The 23,771-nt window shown below is 59.2% G+C and carries 26 protein-coding genes, 1 tRNA gene and 1 other RNA gene; 14 read left to right on the top strand and 14 right to left on the bottom strand.

The genetic code is table 11. The annotated features are described in order from the left end of the window. The first annotated feature begins 117 nt into the window (after positions 1-117). Together ACSQ3J_RS07605 and ACSQ3J_RS07600 are read left to right on the top strand one after the other, a co-directional pair. Positions 118-459 carry an ArsR/SmtB family transcription factor gene (locus tag ACSQ3J_RS07605; protein ID WP_060501112.1) on the top strand — a complete coding sequence of 114 codons (342 nt, stop codon included), beginning with the start codon at positions 118-120 and terminating at the stop codon, positions 457-459. Then, positions 446-880: an SRPBCC family protein gene (locus ACSQ3J_RS07600; RefSeq protein WP_060501110.1), complete on the top strand. Its 435-nt coding sequence runs from the start codon at positions 446-448 to the stop codon at positions 878-880. Before ACSQ3J_RS07605 ends, ACSQ3J_RS07600 begins: the two co-directional genes overlap by 14 nt. A gap of 37 nt (positions 881-917) precedes the next feature. Here the strand turns inward: ACSQ3J_RS07600 and ACSQ3J_RS07595 are convergent, their stop codons facing one another. Both ACSQ3J_RS07595 and recR read right to left on the bottom strand, forming a co-directional pair. Next, positions 918-2,183, bottom strand: coding sequence for a lytic murein transglycosylase (locus ACSQ3J_RS07595; RefSeq protein WP_200954872.1), 1,266 nt, complete (start codon positions 2,181-2,183; stop codon positions 918-920). A 182-nt stretch (positions 2,184-2,365) separates the two neighbouring features. After that, positions 2,366-2,971 (bottom strand): recombination mediator RecR, encoded by a 606-nt coding sequence (gene recR / locus ACSQ3J_RS07590; RefSeq protein WP_060501108.1) that lies wholly within the window; start codon positions 2,969-2,971, stop codon positions 2,366-2,368. A gap of 58 nt (positions 2,972-3,029) precedes the next feature. Between recR and ACSQ3J_RS07585 the strand changes: the two genes are divergently transcribed. Continuing rightward, positions 3,030-3,641, top strand: a complete 612-nt coding sequence (locus tag ACSQ3J_RS07585) for an MOSC domain-containing protein (protein ID WP_060501106.1) — start codon at positions 3,030-3,032, stop codon at positions 3,639-3,641. 249 nt (positions 3,642-3,890) lie between these two features. Beyond that, positions 3,891-4,733 carry a DUF2865 domain-containing protein gene (locus ACSQ3J_RS07580; RefSeq protein ID WP_060501104.1) on the top strand — a complete coding sequence of 281 codons (843 nt, stop codon included), beginning with the start codon at positions 3,891-3,893 and terminating at the stop codon, positions 4,731-4,733. A 15-nt stretch (positions 4,734-4,748) separates the two neighbouring features. On the opposite strand, the gene ACSQ3J_RS07575 is transcribed toward ACSQ3J_RS07580, so the two are convergent. The 3 genes from ACSQ3J_RS07575 to ffs all read right to left on the bottom strand — a co-directional run bounded on the left by ACSQ3J_RS07575 (position 4,749) and on the right by ffs (position 7,156). Continuing rightward, positions 4,749-5,072: a YbaB/EbfC family nucleoid-associated protein gene (locus ACSQ3J_RS07575; protein ID WP_060501442.1), complete on the bottom strand. Its 324-nt coding sequence runs from the start codon at positions 5,070-5,072 to the stop codon at positions 4,749-4,751. 38 nt (positions 5,073-5,110) lie between these two features. Continuing rightward, positions 5,111-6,991, bottom strand: coding sequence for a DNA polymerase III subunit gamma/tau (locus tag ACSQ3J_RS07570; protein WP_060501102.1), 1,881 nt, complete (start codon positions 6,989-6,991; stop codon positions 5,111-5,113). 68 nt (positions 6,992-7,059) lie between these two features. After that, positions 7,060-7,156, bottom strand: an RNA gene (gene ffs, locus ACSQ3J_RS07565) — signal recognition particle sRNA small type. 104 nt (positions 7,157-7,260) lie between these two features. On the opposite strand from ffs, the gene ACSQ3J_RS07560 reads away from it, so the two are divergent. Continuing rightward, positions 7,261-7,665 (top strand): HIT family protein, encoded by a 405-nt coding sequence (locus ACSQ3J_RS07560; protein ID WP_112834706.1) that lies wholly within the window; start codon positions 7,261-7,263, stop codon positions 7,663-7,665. Positions 7,666-7,667: 2 nt separating this feature from the next. Next, positions 7,668-8,642 carry an NAD(+) diphosphatase gene (gene nudC, locus ACSQ3J_RS07555; protein ID WP_060501100.1) on the top strand — a complete coding sequence of 325 codons (975 nt, stop codon included), beginning with the start codon at positions 7,668-7,670 and terminating at the stop codon, positions 8,640-8,642. Positions 8,643-8,699: 57 nt separating this feature from the next. Here nudC and ACSQ3J_RS07550 read toward each other — a convergent pair whose 3' ends face one another. The 3 genes from ACSQ3J_RS07550 to ACSQ3J_RS07540 all read right to left on the bottom strand — a co-directional run bounded on the left by ACSQ3J_RS07550 (position 8,700) and on the right by ACSQ3J_RS07540 (position 11,551). Then, positions 8,700-9,776, bottom strand: a complete 1,077-nt coding sequence (locus ACSQ3J_RS07550; protein ID WP_060501098.1) for a porin — start codon at positions 9,774-9,776, stop codon at positions 8,700-8,702. 155 nt (positions 9,777-9,931) lie between these two features. After that, positions 9,932-10,786, bottom strand: coding sequence for a prephenate dehydratase (locus tag ACSQ3J_RS07545; RefSeq protein ID WP_060501438.1), 855 nt, complete (start codon positions 10,784-10,786; stop codon positions 9,932-9,934). 12 nt (positions 10,787-10,798) lie between these two features. Next, on the bottom strand, positions 10,799-11,551 hold the full coding sequence (locus ACSQ3J_RS07540; RefSeq protein ID WP_060501096.1) for a 3-deoxy-manno-octulosonate cytidylyltransferase: 753 nt from the start codon (positions 11,549-11,551) through the stop codon (positions 10,799-10,801). A 157-nt stretch (positions 11,552-11,708) separates the two neighbouring features. Between ACSQ3J_RS07540 and ACSQ3J_RS07535 the strand changes: the two genes are divergently transcribed. Beyond that, positions 11,709-12,407: a c-type cytochrome gene (locus ACSQ3J_RS07535; RefSeq protein ID WP_060501095.1), complete on the top strand. Its 699-nt coding sequence runs from the start codon at positions 11,709-11,711 to the stop codon at positions 12,405-12,407. Between the two features lie 96 nt (positions 12,408-12,503). Here ACSQ3J_RS07535 and ACSQ3J_RS07530 read toward each other — a convergent pair whose 3' ends face one another. Continuing rightward, positions 12,504-13,448: an AEC family transporter gene (locus ACSQ3J_RS07530; RefSeq protein WP_060501436.1), complete on the bottom strand. Its 945-nt coding sequence runs from the start codon at positions 13,446-13,448 to the stop codon at positions 12,504-12,506. 140 nt (positions 13,449-13,588) lie between these two features. Between ACSQ3J_RS07530 and ACSQ3J_RS07525 the strand changes: the two genes are divergently transcribed. Next, positions 13,589-13,843, top strand: coding sequence for a DUF982 domain-containing protein (locus tag ACSQ3J_RS07525; RefSeq protein WP_060501093.1), 255 nt, complete (start codon positions 13,589-13,591; stop codon positions 13,841-13,843). 76 nt (positions 13,844-13,919) lie between these two features. Then, entirely contained in the window at positions 13,920-14,177 is a 258-nt protein-coding gene (locus ACSQ3J_RS07520) for a BON domain-containing protein (RefSeq protein WP_060501091.1), read from the top strand. 136 nt (positions 14,178-14,313) lie between these two features. Here the strand turns inward: ACSQ3J_RS07520 and ACSQ3J_RS07515 are convergent, their stop codons facing one another. From ACSQ3J_RS07515 to ACSQ3J_RS07500, 4 genes are all read right to left on the bottom strand, one after another. After that, positions 14,314-14,496: a hypothetical protein gene (locus ACSQ3J_RS07515; RefSeq protein WP_060501089.1), complete on the bottom strand. Its 183-nt coding sequence runs from the start codon at positions 14,494-14,496 to the stop codon at positions 14,314-14,316. Between the two features lie 10 nt (positions 14,497-14,506). Further along, entirely contained in the window at positions 14,507-14,698 is a 192-nt protein-coding gene (locus ACSQ3J_RS07510; RefSeq protein WP_060501087.1) for a hypothetical protein, read from the bottom strand. Between the two features lie 132 nt (positions 14,699-14,830). After that, positions 14,831-16,108: an alpha/beta hydrolase gene (locus ACSQ3J_RS07505; RefSeq protein WP_112834705.1), complete on the bottom strand. Its 1,278-nt coding sequence runs from the start codon at positions 16,106-16,108 to the stop codon at positions 14,831-14,833. A 206-nt stretch (positions 16,109-16,314) separates the two neighbouring features. Next, positions 16,315-16,557 (bottom strand): hypothetical protein, encoded by a 243-nt coding sequence (locus tag ACSQ3J_RS07500; RefSeq protein ID WP_060501083.1) that lies wholly within the window; start codon positions 16,555-16,557, stop codon positions 16,315-16,317. Positions 16,558-16,969: 412 nt separating this feature from the next. Between ACSQ3J_RS07500 and ACSQ3J_RS07495 the strand changes: the two genes are divergently transcribed. Further along, positions 16,970-18,421, top strand: coding sequence for a transglycosylase SLT domain-containing protein (locus ACSQ3J_RS07495; RefSeq protein WP_060501081.1), 1,452 nt, complete (start codon positions 16,970-16,972; stop codon positions 18,419-18,421). Positions 18,422-18,440: 19 nt separating this feature from the next. Beyond that, positions 18,441-19,238 (top strand): hypothetical protein, encoded by a 798-nt coding sequence (locus tag ACSQ3J_RS07490; RefSeq protein WP_060501079.1) that lies wholly within the window; start codon positions 18,441-18,443, stop codon positions 19,236-19,238. A gap of 184 nt (positions 19,239-19,422) precedes the next feature. Here ACSQ3J_RS07490 and ACSQ3J_RS07485 read toward each other — a convergent pair. After that, a tRNA-Ser gene (locus tag ACSQ3J_RS07485) sits at positions 19,423-19,512 on the bottom strand. Between the two features lie 278 nt (positions 19,513-19,790). On the opposite strand from ACSQ3J_RS07485, the gene ACSQ3J_RS07480 reads away from it, so the two are divergent. The 3 genes from ACSQ3J_RS07480 to ACSQ3J_RS07470 all read left to right on the top strand — a co-directional run bounded on the left by ACSQ3J_RS07480 (position 19,791) and on the right by ACSQ3J_RS07470 (position 23,607). Further along, a complete protein-coding gene (locus ACSQ3J_RS07480; protein WP_060501077.1) occupies positions 19,791-20,108 on the top strand; it encodes a hypothetical protein in 318 nt (105 codons plus the stop codon). Between the two features lie 262 nt (positions 20,109-20,370). Continuing rightward, positions 20,371-21,255 carry a helix-turn-helix domain-containing protein gene (locus tag ACSQ3J_RS07475; protein WP_060501075.1) on the top strand — a complete coding sequence of 295 codons (885 nt, stop codon included), beginning with the start codon at positions 20,371-20,373 and terminating at the stop codon, positions 21,253-21,255. A gap of 183 nt (positions 21,256-21,438) precedes the next feature. Beyond that, the gene (locus ACSQ3J_RS07470; RefSeq protein ID WP_436038920.1) at positions 21,439-23,607 is read left to right on the top strand and encodes a TonB-dependent siderophore receptor; all 2,169 of its coding nucleotides are present in this window, start codon (positions 21,439-21,441) and stop codon (positions 23,605-23,607) included. The last annotated feature ends 164 nt before the right edge of the window (positions 23,608-23,771 follow it).

Genomic DNA, 23,771 nt, shown 5'->3' with positions numbered 1-23,771 from the left:
CATACCGGCCTTTCTTCACTTGCTCCATCAGGTCCAAAAACCGGGAAAGCTGATAATATTCACCCGTATGGTTGACTATAGCCCTTGTTTTGTATATTCAACTGTTAGGGTGAATGAATGGACGAAGATGATCTGTCACGGGTTCTCAAGGCCGCCGGCGATACGACCCGGCGACGCATCCTGACGCTGCTTGTTCAGGAAGGTGCATTGAGAGTGACGGCGCTCGCCGCCCATTTCGACATGTCGCTGAATTCCGTCTCCAAACACATCAAGGTGCTGGAGGAGGCCGGACTTGTCACCCGCCGGACCTTGGGCCGCGAGCATTTCATCGCAGCCGAACTCGATCCGCTGAAGCTGACAGAAAACTGGTTCGCGCAATTGAAGTCCATCTGGGAATTGCGCCTGACGGCGCTCGAAAACCTACTCGTTTCAAAGGATGAAGACAATGAAGGAGCTTGAGCTGACGGTCAGCCGCACAATCGCGGCACCGCGCGAAAAAGTGTTCAACGCCTGGCTTTCACCGGTGATGCTGGCAAAATTCATGGCGGTGCCTTCGGGGGGAGCCGCGCAGTCCAAAGTCACGAACGATCCGGTGAAGGGCGGCCGTTTCTCGATCGTCATGGTGACGGCCGAGAAAGACATCCCACATGCGGGAATCTATCTTGAGATAGACCCGTTCTCACGCCTTGCCTTCACCTGGGAGTCGCCGTACTCGCTCGACGACAGCGTCGTCACCATCGATCTCGCTGAAGTCGATACCGGCACGACGGAAATCACCCTGAAACAGGTGAAATTCAAATCCGAGGAAGCGCGGCGAGGCCACGAACAGGGCTGGACGGCGATCCTGAATCTGCTCGAAACCAGCCTCTCCGCCGCCTGACAATTATGCCGGACGAAATTGAACACGGTTTCGCCCGCTATAGTTTTCCCAACAGGCTTTTTTGCGGGAAACATGTCGGCTCGATGCCGTTCTTTGCCTGCCAGGCGCCGATCGAGCGCCGGGTCTTGTAACCGGCCAGACCATCGGCCTTGCCTATATCATAGCCCTGTTTTTCCAGCGATTTCTGCATCTTCAGGACGTCTGAGCGGAGCATCTTGCCGACATCGCCGAACTCACGCCTGAAAGCGCCGCCACCCGAGGCGATCCGGTCGGCCAGGTTGCCGATGAACAGCGCATAGAGGTCGGAGTTGTTGTATTCCTTGATGACGTAGAAGTTGGGCGTGACGATGAATTCCGGGCCATGGCGGCCGGCCGGGACCAGCATCATGCCATCGGCCTTGGCTTCGCTGGCCGGAAACGCCTTCCCGGAGGCGCGTTCGATGCCATCGGATGCCCATTGCGAGATCGGCTTGGCCAGGTCTGGGCCTTCCTGCGCGCAAGTGACGTTCGCAGGAATATAGACCTCGAAACCCCAGTCGCGGCCACGCTGCCAGCCTTTTTTCGACAGGTAATTGGCGATCGAGGCCAGCGTATCGGGCGTCGATTTCCAGATGTCACGGCGGCCGTCGCCATCGAAATCGACGGCATATTTGAGGAAACTGGTCGGCAGGAACTGTGGTTGGCCCATGGCGCCGGCCCAGGAGCCGCGCATGTCGGCCTCCTTCACGTCGCCGCTGTCGAGAATGTGCAGCGCCGCGATCAGCTCGCGCTTGAACAGATCGCCGCGGGTCGACATGAAGGCCTTAGTGGCAAGCACATCCATAATCGGATGCGGGATTTTCGCCCGGCCGAAGCCGGATTCGCGGCCCCAGATAGCAACGACGATCGGACCTGGAATCCCATAGGTCTTCTCGATCCGCCGGAGCGTCGCAGCATTTTCCTTGGCAAGGGCGCGGCCGGTCGCCGCCAGGCCCTGTAGCCGCTGTTCGGAAAAATAAGCACCGGGCGAAGAGAACTCCGCCTGGCTCTGCTTCTGTTCGCCGGGTGGCTTGCTGCCTGGAGGCACAAGGTCCGGCAGGTCCCAGTTGAGCTTCACATCGGTGAAGGCAGCCTTGAAGGCGGCGGCGGAGATGCCCGATTTCTGCGCCTGCGGCCACAGATCGGTCTGCAGCCATTGGCGGAATTGAGATTCGGTTTCGGCTTTGGAGGCCGCGAGGACGGGGATCGGGGAGAGTGCGAGGATTGCCGCAACTATCATCGTCAGTGTTCGCTGCGCCTTACCCCCCTCTGTCGGCGCCGACATCTCGCCCTCAAGGGGGGAGATTGGCCTCGGACTTATTGCCCGCCTTACCACCGAGGATGCGAGGGAAAAGAATGATCTCCCCCCTTGTGGGGGAGATGTCACCTCCGGGTCTTGCCTGCGGCAAGCCCGAGGACCGGCTCTGTGACAGAGAGGGGTAGGGCTCGGCACATTCAAAAGCGTCCTCAAATCGCCGTCCTCGCCCTCAAGGCCGCTGTCAGCGTGCCTTCATCCAGATAATCCAGTTCGCCGCCCACCGGCACGCCGTGGGCAAGCCGGGTGATCTTGACGCCGAGGCCGTCGAGCTGGTCGGTAATGTAGTGGGCTGTCGTCTGGCCTTCGACGGTGGCGTTGACGGCGATGATCAGTTCACGCACGCCGCCCTTGCTCACCCGCTCGACCAGACCCTTGATGTTCAGGTCGTCGGGCCCGACGCCATCGAGCGGCGACAGCGTACCGCCAAGCACATGATAGGCCGTGTTCATCGCGCTGGCGCGCTCCAACGCCCAGAGGTCGGAGACGTCCTCGACGACGATGATGACCGAATTGTCGCGCCGGTCGTCGGAACAGACGCTGCAGGGATCGATCGTGTCGACATTGCCGCAGCACGAGCAGATGCGCACCTTGCGGTGGGCTTCGCCCATGGCGTCGGCCAAGGGACCCAACAGCTGATCCTTCTTCTTGACCAGATGAAGGGCGGCGCGCCGGGCCGAACGCGGCCCGAGCCCGGGCACCTTTGCCAGGAGCTGGATGAGTTTTTCAATTTCGGGACCGGTGACTCGCTTTGCCATGCGGCGGTTCTACTCCATATCTCCCGGGAACGGAATCGCTGAAAAGAAAGTGCCGCCCATGAAAATCGTCGCCGTCTGCACCGGCAATGCCGAAATCCTGCCCGGTAAATCCTACCGGACCGGCATCTTCAAGCATCCGGTAGAGGCAGGCATCATGATCGACCGTGAGGGATTGATCGGCGACAAGATCTGCAATCGCAAACACCATGGCGGCGTCGATCAGGCCGTCTATGCGCTGGGCTCCATCGATCTTGACTGGTGGTCGAAGGAACTTGGCCGCGCTCTGGAACCGGGAATTTTCGGCGAAAATCTGGTGATCGACGGTGCCGATAGCCGCAAGATTTCTGTCGGCGACCGGTTTGTCATCGAGACGGTCGAGCTTGAGGTCACGTCAGCCCGCATCCCCTGCGCCACATTGGCTGGTCGCATGGACGATCCCGGCTTTGCCAAGCGCTTTGCCAGGGCAGGACGGCCAGGGTTCTATTGCCGCGTTCTCAAGGATGGCGTCGTTCAGGCAGGGGACGCCGTCACCTATCACGCCTATTCCGGTATGCCGGTGCTGATGCCGGAGTTGCTGCACACATACGGCAAGAACCTCTCCGATGAAGACCGCGCCCGCTACATCGCGGCGCCGATCCATTACAAGCTGAGAGCCATGATTAGCGGTTGAGCCGCGTTCGTGCTACTGCCTGCGACCTTAACCATTCGCTGAAGTTCCGCTTCCTTTCAACCCGGCCTCAACCTATGAGAACCCTTGTCGCGCAGGGCATTTTTCCTGATGCGAGAGGTCGATGCCTGTACAGACACAGCGAGAACACAGCGAACTTGGCAATGACAGGGGCGCCGGGACAGCTGCGTCTATGGCTGGAACGTGGCAAGGGTTTTCCACATGAGCGGGTTCACAGGAACTGCAGATTGCTTGGGACGAACGACCGCGATCGTTGCGGCCGCCTTCCTGATGCTGGCGGCCGATGTGAGCGGCGCAGAGGCCGGACAGTGTTCCGCGTCAAGAACCTCGGGCGGTCCCGAATTTTCGCGGCTGCAACGGCAGATCGCGGCCAACCGGGCGTTCCAGGTGAAATATAGCTGTGCTGCCAGCAAAACCTTTGCCTGCCGCGAGATTGCTGGCCGCATCGCGGAAACGAGCGCCCGCCTGGCCGCTCTGTCTGGCGTTTCTCAGCAGGTTTGCGCGAAGCAGGCCGTCGCCGAGCGCGCTCCGCTTCGTCGGCCGGTTCCGGCTGCGGCCCGTGGCGTAATGGCAGGCTACGCTCTGCCAAGGATCAGCGCCAAGATCGAAACACGATGTGTCCGGCTCTCGGACGGCTATTCTTTTCCGACACCCAATTCCGGTTACAACACCGCCGGCGATATGGAGGCGATCGCGGCACAGTGCAAATTCATCTGCGATGATCCGGCGATGGATGTTTACAGGATAACGAGTGCTGGGAATACCGATGAGATGATCTCGGTAACGACGGGTGCACGGTATGCCGAACTGCCGCATGCCGGAGCCTACCGGACGGCATCGCCGCTCAAGACCTGCGACATGAACCGGTTCTACAAGACAGTGCTGGCAAAGACACCGGTTACCGGCGCCGCTGTTTCAGGCACCGGGATCGTCGAGGCGGCGCAATCGGCAGAAGATGCCGTCATGGATGTGGCGCTGCTCGGCGATACCAGCCTTCGTGGCACAACAACCTTCGTGCCCGCGCCGCCGCGCAAAATCCGCATCGTCGGCGCGGCTTTTCTACCTGAAGAATGAGGCGATGCTAAACGCCTAGAAAGGCAGCTTCATGCCGGGCGGGATCGGCAGGCCGGCGGTCAGCGCCTTGGTCTTTTCGGCTGTGATGGCTTCCGCCTTGTCCTTGCCGTCCTTGTGAGCGGCAACGATCAGGTCTTCGAGGATTTCGACATCGTCTTCCTTGAACAGCGACGGGTCGATCTTCAGGCCCTTGAGGTTGCCCTTGCCGTCCATGCGCACGGTGACGAGACCGCCGCCGGAAGAACCATCGACTTCAAGCGCAGAAATCTCTTCCTGCATCTTCTCCATCTTGGCCTGCATTTCCTTGACCTTGCCCATCATGCCCATGATGTCGCGCATCGTCATGTCCTCTTCTGAATGTCTCGATAAATCTAAAACTAGTGCTCGATATCGTCGCCGGGAAGGATGTCGCCATCTGCGGATTCGGCAGCGGCCATGGCCACCGGCTCGTTTTCCTCTTCCGGTTCCGGTCCCTTGATCCGCACGTCGGTGATCTTGGCGCCGGGGAATTTGGCGAGAATGGCGGCAACGTCCGGATCCTGGCGTGCGTCGCTGACGCGCTTTTCCTGCGCTCGCGTTTCGGCCTCAAGGAGAGTCGGCTCGCCGGGCTCGCGGCTGAGGATGACCATCCAGCGGATGCCGGTCCAGTCCTCAAGCTTCTTCTGCAGCTCGGCAACCAGCGTCTTCGGCGCGTCTTCCGGCAGGTTGATTTCCAGCCGTCCGGGCTCCAGATTGACCAGCCGCACGAAACCGCGCACCAGCGTTTTCAGCTTGATATCGCGGTTTGTGCCGCAGAGTTCGGCGATGTCACTGACCGAACGCAGGGCGACCTTGGGTTCGGCTTTGGCAACCGGCGCTTCGATGGGCCGTTGCTCGATCTGTCCGACAGGCATGGCCTGTGGTGGTGCGACGTCCGGCACGGCGCGCAGCATGGTTGCGCCATTGCCGGTTGCCCGCTGCGCCGGCGGCATGTCATTGCCACGCGCCTGGATGGAGTTTCCGCCAAAGGCCTGCGCGCCGCCGCCATTGCCGCCGTTCGGGGCAGATGGCTGACGCGGAGCATCGCCGCTGGAAAGTTCGAGCAAACGCCGGGCTGCATCTTCCGGGGAGGGAAGGTGGGCGGCATGAGCAAGCCGGATCAGCACCATCTCGGCGGCACCGGCCGGGCGCGACGAGCTTTCCGTTTCCGGAATGCCCTTCAACAGCATCTGCCAGATGCGCGACAGCGTGGTCACGGCGATGCCGGACGAAAATTCCGCGCCCCGGGTGCGCTCGATTTCGCTCAGCGACTGATCGTCGACTGCATCGGGAACATATTTCAGCCGGGTGACAAGATGGGTGAAGTCGGCGAGGTCGGTCAGCACCACGGAAGGGCTGGCGCCCGCCTCGTATTGCCCGGCAAATTCATTGAGGGCGGCAGCCACGTCGCCTTTGACGATGTGCTGGAAGAGATCGACGATGCGGGCGCGGTCGGCAAGGCCGAGCATCGAGCGCACGGCTTCGACCTCGACCACGCCGCCACCATGGGCGATGGCCTGGTCGAGCAGCGACAGGCCGTCGCGCGCCGAGCCTTCGGCAGCGCGGGCAATCATCGCCATGGCATCCGGATCGGCCGAAATGCCTTCCTTGCCGAGAATGGTGGTGAACAGGCCGACGAGATCGGACGCGCCGATGCGGCGCAGGTCAAAGCGCTGGCAGCGCGACAGGACCGTGATCGGAACTTTTCGGATTTCGGTGGTGGCGAAGATGAACTTCACATGCTCCGGCGGCTCTTCGAGCGTCTTCAACAGGCCGTTGAAGGCCTGGGTCGAGAGCATGTGCACTTCGTCGATGATATAGACTTTGTAGCGTGCCGAAACCGGACGGTAGCGCACCTGCTCGATGATCTCGCGGATATCGTCGATACCGGTATGCGAGGCGGCGTCCATCTCGATCACGTCGACATGGCGGCCTTCCATGATCGCCTGGCAGTGCTCGCCGGGAATGCGCAGGTCGATCGTCGGCTTGTCGATCTCGGGCGTCTTGTAGTTCAGCGCACGGGCAAGGATGCGGGCGGTGGTGGTCTTGCCGACCCCACGAACGCCGGTCAGCATATAGGCCTGCGCGATCCGGCCTGTCTCGAACGCATTGGTGAGCGTGCGCACCATCGGTTCCTGGCCGACCATCAGGTCGGAGAAATCCTTGGGCCGGTATTTGCGCGCAAGCACGCGGTAGGCGGCGGGTTTTTCGGATGCCGGGATCAGACTATCTTCGCTCATCGCCCTTTTTTCCCCAAGACGGGGCCGCTTGGCTGCAAATCGTGTCCAGGAAGGACAGAAAGAAAAGGGTGGGAGGCTGGCACGATGACCCGTGCCTGGCTCGTTGGGGCTGCTTCCTTCCGGACCTGACCCGGTTGGCGAGTGGCTCGTCCACCACCAACCTCCCGGTTCTCATATCGGCAATATCGAAACCAAATGCAAGCCACGCCTTCAAAAAACTGCTATCGTTGTTGAAACAAAAGAAAAATCACTGTTCCCGGGAGACCCACTTGCCTGCCTTCGAGATTGATGAACGCCTTCAGCGCGATGGATTGCTGATCACGACGCTCGGCCTTTGCCAGTTGCGGATCAACAATGACTGCCGCTGGCCGTGGCTTGTGCTCATTCCGCAGCGTGATGGCGTGTCGGAAATCTTCGATCTGACGCCGCTCGATCAGGCGATGCTGACTTTCGAAACCAACATGGTGGCAGCCGCATTGAAAAAAGCGACAGGGGCAGCGAAGATCAATGTCGGCGCTCTTGGCAATATCGTCCGTCAGCTTCATGTTCATGTCATTGCCCGCAACGAGGGTGATGCCAATTGGCCGGGGCCGGTCTGGGGCTTTGGTTCGGCTGAACCCTGGGACGGCGAGGCGCGCAAGGCATTCGCAGCACGGATAGTGGAAAATCTCTGACCATGACGAAATCGATCTTCGATCTGCACAGCCCGCATCCCGAGCCGAGCACGCTCGTCGCCTTTTCCGAAAATCACCTGGACAGACAATCGGAACATCGTCCCGACGATTGCGTCGAAGTGGCTTTCCGCAAGGACGGCGCTCATGTCTTTGCTTTCTCCAGCGGCAAACTGGTCGTCAAGCATGACGAAAAAATCATCGACCCGCTGTTTGCCCCCTATGAACTGGCCGGTCTGGAACCGGTTCTCGACGATGCCATCCTGCTCGGTTTCCTGCCCAACGGTGAGCCGCGTCTGGCGGTTCCCATCAGCCTCACCGAAGAGACGCTGCCGGAACCCTTCAAACTCGCCGATGGCCGCACACTCTATCGCCAGCAGATGCTGACGGACGAGCTGCTTGGCCAGTTTGCGCAGGCCTCAAGCCTGCTCACCTGGAACGCCACCAATCGCTTTTGTGGCAAATGCGGCTCGGTGATGGAAGGCAAGGCCGGTGGCTACCGGCGCGTCTGCAGCGCCTGCAAGCACATGGTCTTCCCGCGCACCGATCCTGTCGTCATCATGCTGACGATCGATCTGGAGCGTGACCTCTGCCTGCTGGGCCGCAGCCCGCATTTTCCCGAAGGCATGTATTCCTGTCTCGCGGGCTTCGTCGAGCCGGGCGAGACCATCGAAAACGCTGTCCGGCGCGAGACGCTGGAGGAGTCCGGCATTCGCGTTGGCCGCGTGCGCTATCACGCCTCGCAGCCCTGGCCGATGCCGCATACGCTGATGATCGGTTGTTATGCGGAGGCCAAATCCCGCGATATTCATGCCGATGATCAGGAACTGGAAGACTGCCGCTGGTTCACGCGCGACGAAACGGCCGCGATGCTGGCACGCAATACCGGCGTGACGCTGGCGGCAGGGGAGTTGGGGCCGCCGCCGAAGGGCGCTATCGCTCACCAGCTGATGCGCGACTGGCTGGACTGGCCGCGCTGAAACGCAGTCGGCGCCCGCTGATCGCGGACGCCGGCGGTCTCAATTTCATAACTCGAATCAGAAGTTGCGTTGCAGACGGATCGTGCCGCCAATGGCGCTGCCATGGCCGCGCTCGCCGTCGAACTCGGTGTAGTTGATTTCAGGCTGGAATTTCAGGCCCTCCACAACCGCGTAATCGATGTTCAGAGCGGCCGCGAATGTACCGTCATCCTCGTAGGCACCCTGGACGTTCAGCGAAGCCTTGTCCGTCAAGTTGGCAGCAAAGCCACCCCATACGGCCCAGTCACCGAGCCACGGGCCGTAATAATTCAGCCGTCGTGTGCCGCCGGGACCCTTGTCATTGTCCCAATCTGACTGGTAGCCGCCCATCACCCAGGCGGAAAACACATCGTTGAAAGCGACATCGATGCGAATCTTGCCGCCGAAAGCCTCGGCGTTGGTATCGTAACCGCCGATGAAGGCGATGCCTGTGCCTTCATTCTGGAAATAACGCAGACCGCCGATGATGTGCGGAAAGTCATGGCCGTGATACAAGCCCGTGGGTTCGGGAGCAAAGCCGGTATCGTAGCTGCCGGCCCCTTCTTCCAGGCCGATCAGGGCGGAAAAGCCGATATCGCCGCCATAGACATAGCTGATCTGGTTCGTCCGGTCGCCCGTATAGTCGATCACATCGTCGTTGATGATATTGCCCGCGGAGTTCAGCCAGATATCGTAGCGCGAGTCGCCGTAGCCGGCACGAAAGCCAGCAATCTGGATGAACGCGGCATTGAGATAGGTATCGACATCGTTGATGTTGTTTGCGTCGCTGCGCAGTTCGATGAAACTTTCCAGAGTTCCGTATTCTGTGTCGGACTTCGCATCAAACGTCAGCGTGCCGCGGGTGAAGGCATCCCAGCCGTTGCTCTCGCCCGAATAGGGGCTTTCACCATAGTTGGAATCGAAGCGGACGTAGCCGCCGATCTTCAGGCAGGTTTCGGTTCCGGGAATATAGAAATAGCCTTTCCCGAAAGCCTCGCAAACGCGAACATATTCCATGGGTTCTGGTTCGGCGGCGACGATGGCATCGGCGGCCTGCGCCCCGGTGGAGATCATCAAAGCGGCGGAAGAGCAGAGAAGAAGAGTTCTGATTGCCATTATCGACCTTTGCCGCGCCTTTGCTTGGGGCGCCTGTCGTTACCGGGAAGGCATGGCGGGCTTCGAATCAGACAGCGCGCCATGCGACGAACAAGTTCGCCACAAAACAATCACGTTTTCGCTTTCATTTCCAGCCGCTAATTCTCGGGGGGTATTTACAGAACCAAGCGCATTGGATGGGCTGCATAGGAACCCAGTATCCGAACCTTTTCGGAGAAATACCGCAACTCGTCCAACGCTTGGCGGACATTCGCGTCGTCCGGATGCCCCTCGATATCGGCATAAAACTGGGTGGCAATGAATTTGCCGCCGAGCTGATAGCTTTCCAGCTTGGTCATGTTGATGCTGTTGGTGGCAAAGCCGCCGAGCGCCTTGTAGAGAGCGGCCGGGATGTTACGGACATTGAAGACGAATGTGGTCACGATAACTTCGCTGTCCGCCTGCCGCTTGATGTGCTTCGGGTCACGCGAAAGGATCACGAAGCGCGTTACGTTGTTTTCCGTGTCCTCGACATTCTCGGCGACAATGTCCAGCTTGTAGAGATCGGCGGCAAGCCTTGGGGCAAGCGCAGCCATCGACCGGTCGCCCATTTCGGACACAAGCTTGGCCGCGCCGGCGGTATCGCCCGCGACCACCGGCTTCCAGCCATTGGCCCGCACGATCTTGCGGCACTGGCCAAGCGCATGGATATGGCTATGCACGGTGCGGATCTCGTCGCGCGAGACACCCGGAAGCACCATCAGCTGGAAGCGGATCGGCATGAAATACTCGCCGATGATATGCAGCCGGGATTCGGGCAGGAGATGATGGATGTCGGCGACGCGGCCCGCGATCGTGTTCTCGATCGGGATCATCGCGAGGTCGGCTTCACCGTTCTCGACTGCCAGAAAAGCATCCTCGAAGGTCTGGCAGGGCAACGGTTCCATGTCCGGGAACATGTCGCGGCAGGCCATGTCGGAATTGGCGCCGTAGTCGCCCTGAAAGGAAATCCTGTTCGTCTTGGTGATCATCGCAATGTCCAATCAGGCTTTGACAGAAAGAAAACGCCGGGCCTTTTCCAGGTCGGCGGGGGTGTCGACCCCAAGCGGTATCGATTTGACGATCTCTGCATCGATGCGCATGCCGGCCTCAAGCGCCCGCAACTGCTCCAACGATTCGCGCTTTTCCAGCGTTGAAGGCGGCAGCGAGACGAATTTTTCGAGCGCGACACGCCTGTAGGCGTAGAGACCGATGTGATGGTAGAGCGGGCCGTTGCCATGCGGCGCGGTAGCGCGGGTGAAATAGAGCGCCTTCAGCCGCGTCTGCGACAGCGGCGATCCGACAACCTTCACGACGTTGGGATTGGTCTTTTCGTCCTCGTCTTCGATCTCGACAGTCAGCGTGGCGATATCGACATCCGGGTTTTCCAGCGGCCGGAGCGCAGCGCGAATGGTTTCCGGTTCGATGGTCGGCAGATCGCCTTGCACATTGATGACGATCTCGGCCTTGCGCTCCGGGTCGCTTTTCAACAGCGCCTCGTGGATGCGGTCTGAGCCGGACTGATGGTCGATGCGGGTCATGACTGCCTCGAAACCTGCAGCGGTCACAGCATCGAACACGTCCTGATGATCGACGGCGACAACGATCCGGCCGGCTTGCGCGTCCTTCGCTCGCATGGCGACCTGGACGATCATCGGCAGGCCGCAGATGTCGGCCAGTGGCTTGCCCGGCAGCCGCGTCGAGGCCATGCGCGCAGGGATCAGAATCAGGGTTTTGTCCAAATTGTCGCTGTTCATGCTTAGGCCTTCAAAACGTGCCGGAAAAGTGTCAAAAGGACTCAAGACCGGGGCTTATAATGTCTGTTGCAACGCAAAGCCAAAAGACATAGGTTCCGCGCGATTTCAAGAGAGGCTGGCGTTTTGTTCGCGCCGGTTGCAAGGGGAGCATTTGCGGATGAACTCATATGTAAACATGGGCGTGGGTGCCTTGCTCGGTACGGTCTTTGTTTTGATGTCCGTGTCGATTGCATCGGAAGGCATCTTCCATTCGGAAGTTCCCGAGAAGGAAGGTTTCGCCATCATCGCCGAAGAGGGCGGTTCGGAAGCTGGCGCTGGCGCCACGGCAGAGGTCGAAGTGGATATCAAGCCGCTGCTGGCAACGGCCGATGCATCGGCCGGCGAGACCGTCTTCAAGAAATGCGCAAGCTGTCACACCGTAGATAAGGGAGGGGCCAACAAGGTTGGTCCTAACCTGTGGGGTCTTGTCGAACGTCCGATCGCTTCGCATGAAGGCTTTGCCTATTCGGCGGGCATGAAGACATTTGCCGAATCCAACAAGACCTGGACCTACGATCACCTGAGCTTCTTCATCGAAGCGCCGAAGAAGCACGTTCCCGGCACCGCGATGGGCTTTGCCGGCGTCAAGAAGCCGGATGAGCGCGCCAACCTGATTGCCTGGCTGCGTGAGCATGCCGATACGCCGGTGGCGCTGCCGTCCGCAACCGCTGCAGCAGCGCCTGCCGCTGAAGGCGAAGCTGCAAAGCCGGCTGCCGAAGCCGAGGCCGCCAAGCCTGCAACGGAAGCCGAAGCTGCAAAGCCGGCAACTGAAGGTGAGGCAACGAAGCCTGCTACCGAGACCGCGCCTGCGCCATAAGGGCATGTCCAGGGCAGCAGTAGATTGAACAAAGCCCGGCCGATGCGCCGGGCTTTTTCATGTCAGAGGTTTCTCGGCCCGGTAGGGCCGCTGCCGCTAAAGCAGGATATAGGCCCAGGCAGAAACAGAGATGACGCCGAGTGCGGTGGTGATGGTGATCGTCGATGATGCAAGGCCGTGACCGACGTTGAAATGATTGGCAATCAGCCAGGCATTGACACCGGTGGGTACCGATGAGGTCAGCACCAGTGCTGCCGTCCAGTTGCTGTTGAGCCCGAGCAGCTGGCAGGCGCCGTAGACCGCTGCTGGCAGGACGATCAGCTTCAGCGTGCTGGTGACCGAGGCAAGGCCGGTATTGCCGGCGAGGCCGTATTTGTCGACCGCCATGCCGATCGAGATCAGAGCCGCCGGGGCGGCCACGCCTGCCAATTGATCGACAACGACCTTGACCGGGCCGTCGAGCGGCATGCCGGTGAGGTGAAACAGCGCCCCAAGCGCCAGCCCGATGACCAGGGGATTGCGCGCAAGATTACGCAATATGCCTTTGAGGAGCTTGAGCGGGCTCTGCCCCGGCTTGCCGCTGGTCTTGCGTTCGGCTCGCTCCATCAGGACCGTTCCGGCGATCATCATGACAGGCAGATGCACCGACAGCAGAATGGACAAGGCGACGACTCCTTCCTCACCGACGCTGCGCGAGACCAGCGGCAGGCCGATGAAAACTGTATTGGCAAAGGCGGAGGAAACTCCGGCCAGCACGCCAATGCGCGCATCCTTCTTGAAAAACAGCGTCGCTGCAAAATGCCCCAGCGTCCATGTCACGGCGACACCGGAGAAGTAAGCAACCCAGAGCGGCCAAGGCGAGCCATCCTTGAAATCGGCTTCGGCAATGGTGCGGAACAACAGAACTGGCACCGCGACCCGGAACACGAAATCGCCGAGCGCGTCTCCCACGGATGCCTTCAGGTAATTCATCCGGACGATCAGCCAGCCGAGCAGGATCAGGACGAAAATCGGCACGACATTCAGGAAGACATCGGACATCAGGCGTAGCCTCTTGGCAAAGTGAATGTTCGCCATAGACCCATTCACCCGGCTGTCGCAACCCGGCACGGTGCAACTATCGGATGAGGCGCATACTTCACGCAAGCCTCATGTGCCAGAGTGCAGAAGGAGGTTGCCAGATGATTGAAAAATGGTGGCAGGACCCGGTCATTCTCGAACTCGACGGGATAGGACGTTACCGCGTCATTCGTAACACGCGCGAAGCAGCGCAATGCCTTCTCGACAAGTGGCCGGTTCATGACGGTACGGCCTATAAGGCGGCGGTCCAGACGTGCCGCTATGTTTTACGCGGCGAGCAGCCGGTGGACTATGCCCGTCAGGACTTCATCGCTGCGGCCGTCGAGGCCTTCATTCATGTGCAGCCGGGCGCCTGAAGACCCTTTCGAGAGTTCTTCAAAAAGCGGAACATTCGGGAAAAGCTCGCGTTGTCCCCCCGGAAGGACAATTGCCATGCACAAGCAGATCTACATTCACCAGGATGATCATTCGGACCTTACCGATGACGAACTGGCCAGCAAGGTCATGCGCTATATTCAGTACTCGGTGCTGATTGATACGTCGGGCCTGTCTGTAATGGCTGTGGGTCGCACGGTTATTCTCAGTGGCTACGTGTCCTGTGCAGCCGAAGTCGGCTGCATCGAGCAGGCGGCCGCGTCCGTAATCGGCGTGCACCTCGTCGAGAATACGGTCGAGGTGATGCAACGTTGAGCGGGTGTTTTCAGCGCCGGTGACCGGCTTTGCCGAGGAAACCTGGCATGTTCCGGGAATTCCTTAGGCGCATAAAAGCCGGCTCGCGATCGGCAGCCGGTGTCTCGTTTTCGCTGACGGTTAGATGAAATTGTGCTCAGAGCGCGCCACCGGTTACCGGGTTGACTACCGGTCTTTCGCTTTCGTCCTTGCTACCCGCCGGTTGGATCATCGGCGGCGCTTTTGATTTTTCGTCGGCATGCGAAGGCTTGCCCGGCGGCCGGTGAACATCGCGGGGCTTCTTCTGCTCCGGTGTTACGTTGCTATCGTCGGTGGACATCAAAGCGTCCTCACGCCATGCCAGCGGGGTCGCCGGCCGGCAAAAGGGCGGGATTCAACACGGGGTCGTTGGGATTTTTCGTGTCGCCCTTATCGATCACTGGCGGCGCTACAGGTTTCTCCTGGGAACGATCAGGAAGTCCGGGGCTGGATTGCGGTCCGCGCGGGCCGTCGTCTTCTGGCACGAGGATTGTTGTCGGCATGATCATTCTCCTTTGTCGGAGTAAAACGATGCCCGGCGGTGGATGGTTCCAAAAAGAGTTTGCTCCGGAAGTCGGACATCAAACTGTTTCGCGAAGGAGTGCAAATATGTCCGGCCGAGAGGGCCGCTGTTCCTAGTTCAAGGGAGCTTTTTCACTCTGCAAATTCCCACCGACATCCGCCTTTTTCTTTTTCTTCGGAGGTGTCGTCAGGTTTCCGGAAATAAGATCGACCGGTGTAGCAACGGTCGTTGCGGCGACCTTGCCCACGGTGTTTACCGTACCGGCTACGATTGCCGTGATGCCGTCCCCAATGCCGACATCGGAATCCGTCAGGGTCTGACCGGTCACCAGCCGCTGGCCGATGAGCTGAACGATCTCGGGACTCTCGGCAAATTTCCCGTGATTGAGGCGATCGGTGGATTTCACCTTCGTCAGATCGACCACCGTGATGCCGGCCTCTTCAAGTTTGGTCTTGTAGGGTTCTTCCGCCGGATTGATCTGTCCGAGCCGCTGCACATCGCCGGAAATATAGCGCGACAGCGCCAGAGCCCGATCATCCTGCGAGACGAAGATGGTGAAATTGGGTTTGTTTGCGCCGAGCTCGGTCCATTGCCTTGAGAAGACGTCGACATCGATATCCGGAGAGGCGAGAACGATGTTTTCAATCTTCTTCGGAAGACCACCGTCGCGGATCGCCATTTGGCGGATTGATTCCATCGCCAGCCAGGTTCCCATCGAGTGGGCAAGGATGGTGATGTCCTTGATGTTTTTGTCCGCGACCAGTGCCTTCAGCGTGTTTTCCAGCGAGGTGCGTGAGTAGTTTGTGCTTTCCTTGTCGTAATTGTAGTCGAACACCTTGGCACGGGACGGCCATGTGAAAAGGACAGGCGTCACGTTCGCGCCGGAATCATGGACGATCTGAGCAAAACGGAAGACCGAATCCTCATAGGTATTGTTGAAGCCATGGATGAAGACCATCGCATGGCCGCCGTTGGAGTGCTTGCGCACCCATTCATGTCCATCCTCAATAGTTTCCAGTGGCTTGACGCGCACGACGGCAAAGTCAGTCTCCGGATTCGGCGGTAGCTTCTTCGGCCATTGCACTGTTCCGGAGGCGCGAACCTTGTCGGATGGAATGGAAACGGCAACGTCCGTGATCGTTGGGTGCGGGCTGCGTTCCCCGGTAAATAGCGTTGCCGGATCGTCAGATGGAAGCCGGCTGGTTGCCACCAGCATATCCACGACAGCGTTGCCCTTGGGCTCGGCAGCCAGATTGAGCGGCTGCATAACGCCTTTAGCGTGGCCACCGCAGGCGGTAAGCGTTGCAACCAGAGACAGGGTGATGGTCACGCGCCCGAGGAAACCCCGGGATGAAGACGTAACAGGCATGCCGATTAGTACAGAGGTCATGGATACGCTTCCGACAAGAACACAAGATTTGACAAGGCAGCCTGGAATTGTGACTTCAACTCAGTCCACAGTCGGCTCTCGCCGTCAAGACTGAACAGGACAACTTGGGCGGTCCAGCTGATCCATGACACAGGTTCGTATTGTATTTTTGACACAGCCGGGTGACATCGGCGTTGCCGGGCCAATTTGACCCGGCAGTCCACCGCTTATCCGGATAGACCCTGTAACCCCAGTGCCGCATTCTGGCGCAGGTCCGTGATCGCGGTCCTCAGTTCGGCCTCTTCCCATCCTGCCGCCAGGCCGCCCTCGATCAGCTGTGCCTCCACATCCGCTTCCGTCAGCGCTTCCTCTTTCGACAAGTGTTCGAGTGCCACCTGCAGCGCTTCTTCACAGTCGAGCGCGCGTTCCGGATGGCCAATCGGGCGTTTGGGGGATGCGATATAAGTCATGCTCATTTCTCCTTGGCGGTGGCGTCGAGGCCGTACTGGAAATTTGCGTTGAAAGCAGACTGTCGATTGCCGTCATGGTGTAGCGCAGGCGCGTGCGTGCGCAAAGCTGAACTTGCTGCGAGCCATAGTGTCGTTCACTGCCGGGTAGGGATGAAAACCTGAAAGCCGGGAAGATGTCGATCCAGTGAAGATGACAAAATTCTAAGTGGTATTTTTGATCGCTGGACACTCTCGACACCCGGATCGGAATGCTCCATTTTCAGAATGGCTCCTTCCGGTATCATGGGCTAGCCAAAGCGTTTTCGGCGCGTTCTGGGTGCTGCCTGGCGTGAAGAAGTTGAAGTACAGTAGCGTTGCATCCGAATCGAGACACTCAACCCGGACGGCGACCGCCGTTTAAGAGGCGCTCCTTATGGCAAACCGGCTTCTCGTGATGTTTCTCGTGCTGTGCGGATCGGCCGGCATTGTATTTGGTTCCGGGCCTGCCTTGAGCCAGGACCACGCCTCGCTGCTGGGCAAATTCACGGATGATTTCGACGCGATGGAAAAGCGTCGGCTGGTGCGCATCATCGTGCCTTTCAGCAAGACCATCTACTTCATCGACAAGGGCGCTCAATACGGCACCGCGGTCGATTTCGGCACCGAGTTCCAGAAGGTCCTCAACGCCAAGACGAAGAAGGAGATCGACAAGATGCGCGTCGCCTTCGTTCCGGTAGCGCGCGACGAGCTGATCACCGCCTTGAACGAGGGGCGTGGCGATATCGTCATGGCCAATCTGACAATCACGCCTGCAAGACAGGTGGAGGTCGATTTCTCTGCACCGCTTTACGCCAAGGCTTCGGAGGTTCTGGTGACAGGTCCCGGCGCAACGGGCGTCAAAAGCCTGGATGATCTCGCCGGCAAGGAAATCCGCCTTCGTCCTTCCAGCAGCTATTACGAGCATCTGGCGGCGATCAATGAAAAGCGGAAGGCGGAGGGAAAGCCGGAAATCACGCTGGTTGCGATGGACGAAAATCTGGAAGACGAAGACCTGCTCGAAATGGTCGACGCGGGACTTCTGCCCTGGACGGTGGTCGATGACTACAAGGCGACGATCTGGAAGAACGTGTTTCCCAATCTCACCGTGCATCCGGATATCGCCGTCAATACCGATGGCGAGATTGCCTGGGCGATCCGCAAGAATAGCCCGCTTCTGAAGGCCAAGCTCGATGCTTTCGCCAACGATCACAAGATCGGCACCACCTTCGGCAATATCCTGAAGAACCGCTTTTACAAGAGCGACAAGATGGTGCGCCGTGCCTATTCGCCCGCGGAGATGGAGAAATTCACCAAGCTCGTCGATATCTTTCGCAAGCATGCCGGCGAATATTCCTTCGACTATCTGATGGTGATCGCCCAGGGCTATCAGGAATCGCAGCTGGACCAGTCGCGGCGCAGCCCGCGTGGCGCTGTCGGCATCATGCAACTGCTCCCGACGACTGCCGCCGACAAGGCGGTCGGCATCAAGGATATTTCAAGCGCTGACCGAAACGTCGAGGCCGGCAACAAGTACCTTCGCCACCTGATCGATACCTATATCGCCGATCCAGCCCTGCCGCCGCGCGAACAATTGCTCTTCGCGTTTGCGGCCTACAATGCCGGGCCGGGCAACCTGCGTAAATTCCGCGCCAAGGCAGCCGAGATGGGCCTCGATCCGAACCGCTGGTTCGGCAATGTCGAAAACGGTGCCGCCGCCATCGTTGGACGGGAAACCGTTCAATATGTCAGCAATATCTACAAGTACTACATCGCCTACGACATGCTGGCCGAACATGCGCACATGGGCGACAAGCACACCACTGAAGCCAAGAGCGCTGTCGAGTAGCCTTTCCAGGAGTCTCCCAATGACATTGAAGATTTTCCTCGCACTGGCTGCCATGGCGCCGTTTGTCACCCCGGCGACGGCACAGGATTCGGGAGCCGACCTCGCCAAGAAACTCTCCAACCCGATTGCGTCGCTCATCAGCGTTCCATTCCAGTTCAACTATGATCATGGTTATGGCCCGCTCGATGGCGACAAGGCGACGCTCAACATCCAGCCCGTCATACCGATCTCACTGAACGAGGATTGGAACCTCATATCCCGAACCATCCTCCCGGTGACGTGGCAGGACGACATCGCGGGGCCTTCGGGAACCCAGTTCGGCCTCGGTGACATCGTCCAGAGCTTCTTTCTGTCTCCCGCGAAACCGGCCGAAAGCGGCATCATATGGGGGGCCGGTCCCGTGTTCCTGATTCCGACAGCGACAGACGATCTGCTTGGCGGCGAAAAATGGGGAGCCGGCCCGACAATCGTAGCGCTCAGGCAAGATGGGCCATGGACTTACGGCATCCTTGCCAACCACATCTGGTCGTTCGCGGGCAACAGTGATCGCAGCGATGTCAGCAGCACCTTCCTGCAGCCCTTCCTTTCCTACACGACATCCGACGCCTGGACGTTCGCCCTGAATACGGAGTCAACGTATGACTGGAAGGCTGAACAGTGGTCGGTTCCGATAAATTTCACCGTCTCCAAGCTTGTCACCATCGACAAGCAGCCAATCAGCTTCACCGCTGGACTTCGCTACTGGGCGGAAGCTCCTGAAAATGGACCGGAAGGCTTGGGTGTCCGGCTCGCGGTGACATTCCTGTTTCCGAAATAGCGGTACTGGAACATCATTTGAGCGAGTGGCCGGGATGCAGTCGAGGGCGCTCCGGCAAGGAGCGGCTGTAAACGGCTCGCACGCCGGCTGTGCATAAGATTACGGAGAAACTATCCCACGATGGATCAGTCAGTGTCCAATCTGGTGGCGATCACGTCACGTCACGTCACGTCAAAGGGATGAATGGCGGACAGAGCGGGATTCGAACCCGCGATACGCTCTCACGTATACACACTTTCCAGGCGTGCGCCTTCAACCACTCGGCCACCTGTCCGTTTTGTCAATCGCACCGGCGGTTGGGGCCGGTGGATTAGAGACAAGCGCTTGCTTTCTCCTGAGAACCCCGTTCGGCTGGGCCAAACCGGGTGAGCCGCGGGCGAAAACCTGCGGACCGGCGCGATATATACCGAGGAACTCGGTGGGATCAACTGATTTCTGACAGTTTTTTGACTTCTTGCGATCCGCGCCTGCGAAAAGGTGGGATTGCGCTTGCTCCAGCCTGTGCTTATTGCTTGCTGAGCCCGGCCAATACGGCGGTAGAGTGGAGGCGGAATGCGGTTTTTGCTGCGGTTTGCGAGTTTTCTGGCGCTTGTCATGGGGGTTCTCGTTGCATCTGTCGATGCCATCCAGTCGGTCTCGGCATCGCAACCGGTGTTGACGCCATTGGCGGCGGCGCTTGCGGCAGGCGGGTCCTCGACGCAGTCGCTGGTGCAGAGCCTGGAGCGGCCGCATGCGAATGGTGCGTTTCTCGATCCGCTGATCCGTTGGTCTCTGCAGCAACCGGCTTTTGCCTTCTTCCTGCTGATCGCGCTGATCCTTTGGGTAATAGCCTACAAGCGGCGGTCCGTTGCCGGCCGGTTCTCGGCTTGAGTAAGCAAAGCCGAGTGTGAACCGGCAAAAAAGTCAGTTCTCTTTCCGCTAGCGTTGTTTTCTACGCGCCGAGCGTGCGTCTGCCGGTCTGTCACCTCTAATCCCCCGCCCGGCATGGTGAAAAGGACACAACGCCCGACAAACGATGGGGTTGCGGGCTTTTCAGCAATTGCAAAGATGCTGGATTTCGAATAGTAAAACTTGAATATAAAAAGTAGGTTTTACTCCGACCTGTAGCGACAGCCGATTCTACCGAGACCTCATGACCTTTCAACCGCGCATGAACAACAGGATTTCCGGGTTTTCCGTCATTGGCGGCCTGAACCGGCGCGAGTGGAACGGTATTGTTGCGGATCTCTGGGACGTCGAATGCGCGCCGGCCGCCGGCGGATTTTATGTGGCAGATGATCCGCGGCTGTTCATCGTGCTTGATGCCAAGGGCGGCGGGCGGCGTAATATCCGGCTGCGTCAGGCGCATCAGGCTGTCGCGGAAGACAGCCGCCGGCAGATGATTTCCTATATTCCGGCCGGCATGGAGTTGTGGGCCGAGATGGTCGATGTGAACTACGTCCGCCATCTCGATCTGCATTTTAACGCGGAGGTCCTCAGCCGCAGGCTGATGGAGGACGTCGATACGCGCAAGCTGGATACGCCGCGCTTGATGTTTTCCGAACCGCGTTTCCTGGTTCTGGCCGAGCTGATCGCTGCCGAATGCGCGAACCCGCAACCGTTGCACGATCTCTATGGCGATGGCCTGTCCGTTGCGCTGTTCGTCGACGTGATGAAGCTTGGCCCGGTGCGAACGCGCAAGCGCAGCGAACTGGCATCCTGGCAGTTGCGCCGTTCCATCGAGTATATCGAGGAAAATTGCCTGCGCGGTATCCGGATGGAGGAACTGGCAACCCTCACGGGCCTGTCCCAGTCCTATTTCAGCCATGCCTTCAAGGCTTCGACCGGCCTGCCACCGTATCAATGGCAGATGAAGGCGCGTATCGAGCGGGCCAAGCAGTTGATGCTGAAAGGCGAATTGCCGATGAGCGGGGTTGCTGCGGAAACGGGCTTTGCCGATCAGGCGCACTTTACCCGTGTGTTCCGCAAATCGGTCGGTGCGACGCCCGCCATGTGGGCAAAAAGCCAACGGTTTTGAGCATTTGCGCTTTGCCTGGGCATAATGCGGAATATGGACCAGAAACGTTCAAGAACCGCAGCCAGAGACAATCCGAACTCATCATAGTTGAGCTAAAGACTCCGCTTATATTCATGGACATGCCGGATCACGTGCCGCCGACGGGGGCGAAGACGCCCGGTTTCAAGCTGGGGTGACGAATTCATGCAGATCAAGGGGACTGGTCTCTATCGGGTGTTGATGGCGAGCGCGGCTGTTGCGGCGATCACCGGAGTACAGCCGGCACATGCACAGGACGCGGCAACGGGCAGTGCCACGGCGTTGGAGCGACTGACCGTTGAAGGCGGCAAGGGCGGCAAGCCCAGCGAGGGCGAGGCAACCGGCCCCGTTGATGGCTACGTGCCGAAGGCAACGGGTACGGGATCGAAGACCGCAACGCCGGTTTCGGAAATTCCGCAATCAGTGTCGATTATCGGACGCAAGGAACTGGACGATCGCGGCGTCGTCACCAAGATCGACGAGGCGCTGCGCTACACCGCTGGCGTTTCGACCGAGCCCTTCGGCAGCGACCCCGACACCGACTGGTTCTATATCCGCGGCTTCGATGCGACCCAGACCGGCGTCTTTCTTGATGGTCTGAACCTCTATTCCTACGGCTTCGGCGGTTTCCAGACGGATGCCTACATGATGGAACGTGTCGAGATCCTGAAAGGCCCGGCCTCCGTTCTCTATGGCGGCTCGAACCCCGGCGGTATCGTTGATCTCGTGCGCAAGCGCCCGCAGGCGGAGCCTGCCTATTCCACCGAGATCGGCATCAACAATTTCGGCAACGCCTTCTTCGGCTTCGATGCCAATGACAAGGTGAATGCCGACGGAACGATCACTTACCGCATTACCGGCAAGATTGCTGGTGGCGATAATTATTCGGATTTCTCCGAGGATTTGCGCGGCTTCATCATGCCGCAGATCACCTATGCGCCGGACGATGCGACATCGCTGACGGTGTATGCGATCGCCTCCGCCTTCGATCAGACCCATGTCGGCAACGGTTTTCTGCCCTACGAGGGCACGGTGACCAATGCGCCGTTCGGCAAGATCGACCGCGACCTGTTTACCGGCGAGCCGGATCACGATTTTGGCCGTTACGACCAGCAGATGTTCGGCTACGAATTCTCCCACGAGTTCGACAATGGATGGAAGGTCTCGCAGAACCTGCGCTACAGCCATCTCGATAAGGCTGAGGAGCTGGTCTATCCCTACGCCTATACCCCGACCTATGATCTGGCCCGGCTTGGCTTCAAGCATGATACGTCAGTCGATAGCTTCAGTGTTGACAACCGCGCTGAGAAGGAATTCTCGACCGGACCGCTCAATCACTCGCTGCTACTCGGCCTGGATTACAAGAATTTCAAAATCGACCAGACCCAGGCTTCAGCATTTCCTGGCCCGGACCTCGACCCGACCGACCCGGTCTACGGTGGCACTCTGCCTGCGTACTTCACCTATCTCGACGGTGTCACGCGGATGAAGCAGACTGGCGTCTATGCGCAGGATCAGATCCGGTTTGGCGATGGTTGGCTGGTCACGCTGAATGGCCGCTACGACTATGTCGATATCGACAATGCTTCCCGGCTTGCGACAGGTTCCTACAGCACCACGGATAGCGCGGTGAGCGGCCGTGCCGGCCTTGCCTATGAGTTCGACAACGGCCTGACGCCGTATGTTTCGGCGGCTACCTTCTTCAATCCTCTGGTCGGAACGGCATTCACCGGCGGGGCGCTTGAGCCGGAAGATGGCCACCAGATCGAAGGCGGCATCAAGTACGAGCCGACCTTTATCGATGGCCTGTTCACGGCCTCCGTCTATCATATCGTCAAGAAGAACGTGGCGCTGACCCGTCCCGATTTCCTGCAGGAACAGCTTGGCGAAGTGACCTCCACCGGTCTGGAACTGGAAGGCAAGGTCAATCTCAATCAGAACTGGAGGCTGATCGGCTCCTATACCTATAACGATCTGGAGGTCACCGAAGATCTCAATCCGGCGCTGATCGGCAACCGGCCGTATCTGATCCCGGAACACCAGGCGGCTCTTTGGGTCGAATATCTGGTAACCGATGGCGCGATGGAAGGTGTCAGCATCGGCGGTGGCCTACGCTATCAGGGCGAGTCTTTCGCCGATATGGCAAACACCGCCAAGGTTCCGGACGCGGTCGTCGCGGACGCTGCGATCCGCTACGAAAAGAACGGCTGGGGTGCAGCCCTCAACGTCACCAACCTGTTCGACAAGGAATACGTCAAGGGTTGCCAGGGCCTGTTCACCTGCGGCTACGGCGACCAGCGGACAGTGACGCTGAAGCTCAGCAAGTCCTGGTAGCGCAGGCCAGAGAGAAAATATTGAAAGTCGCGGCGCCTGGGTGCCGCGGCTTTTTCGTTTACGGCAGGCGTGGACGGCCTACGGACGGAGATTGCCCACCAGCCAATTTGATGATTTTGCCGGTTTTTTGAGCCATTTACCTTTTTTTACCAATTGAAAAATTT

Origin of the sequence: Rhizobium sp. LjRoot98, from assembly GCF_964252935.1 — a bacterium.
Classification (GTDB): domain Bacteria; phylum Pseudomonadota; class Alphaproteobacteria; order Rhizobiales; family Rhizobiaceae; genus Pararhizobium.
Note: the sequence above shows the minus strand (reverse complement) of the source record. Positions and strands in the feature narration are given on the sequence as shown.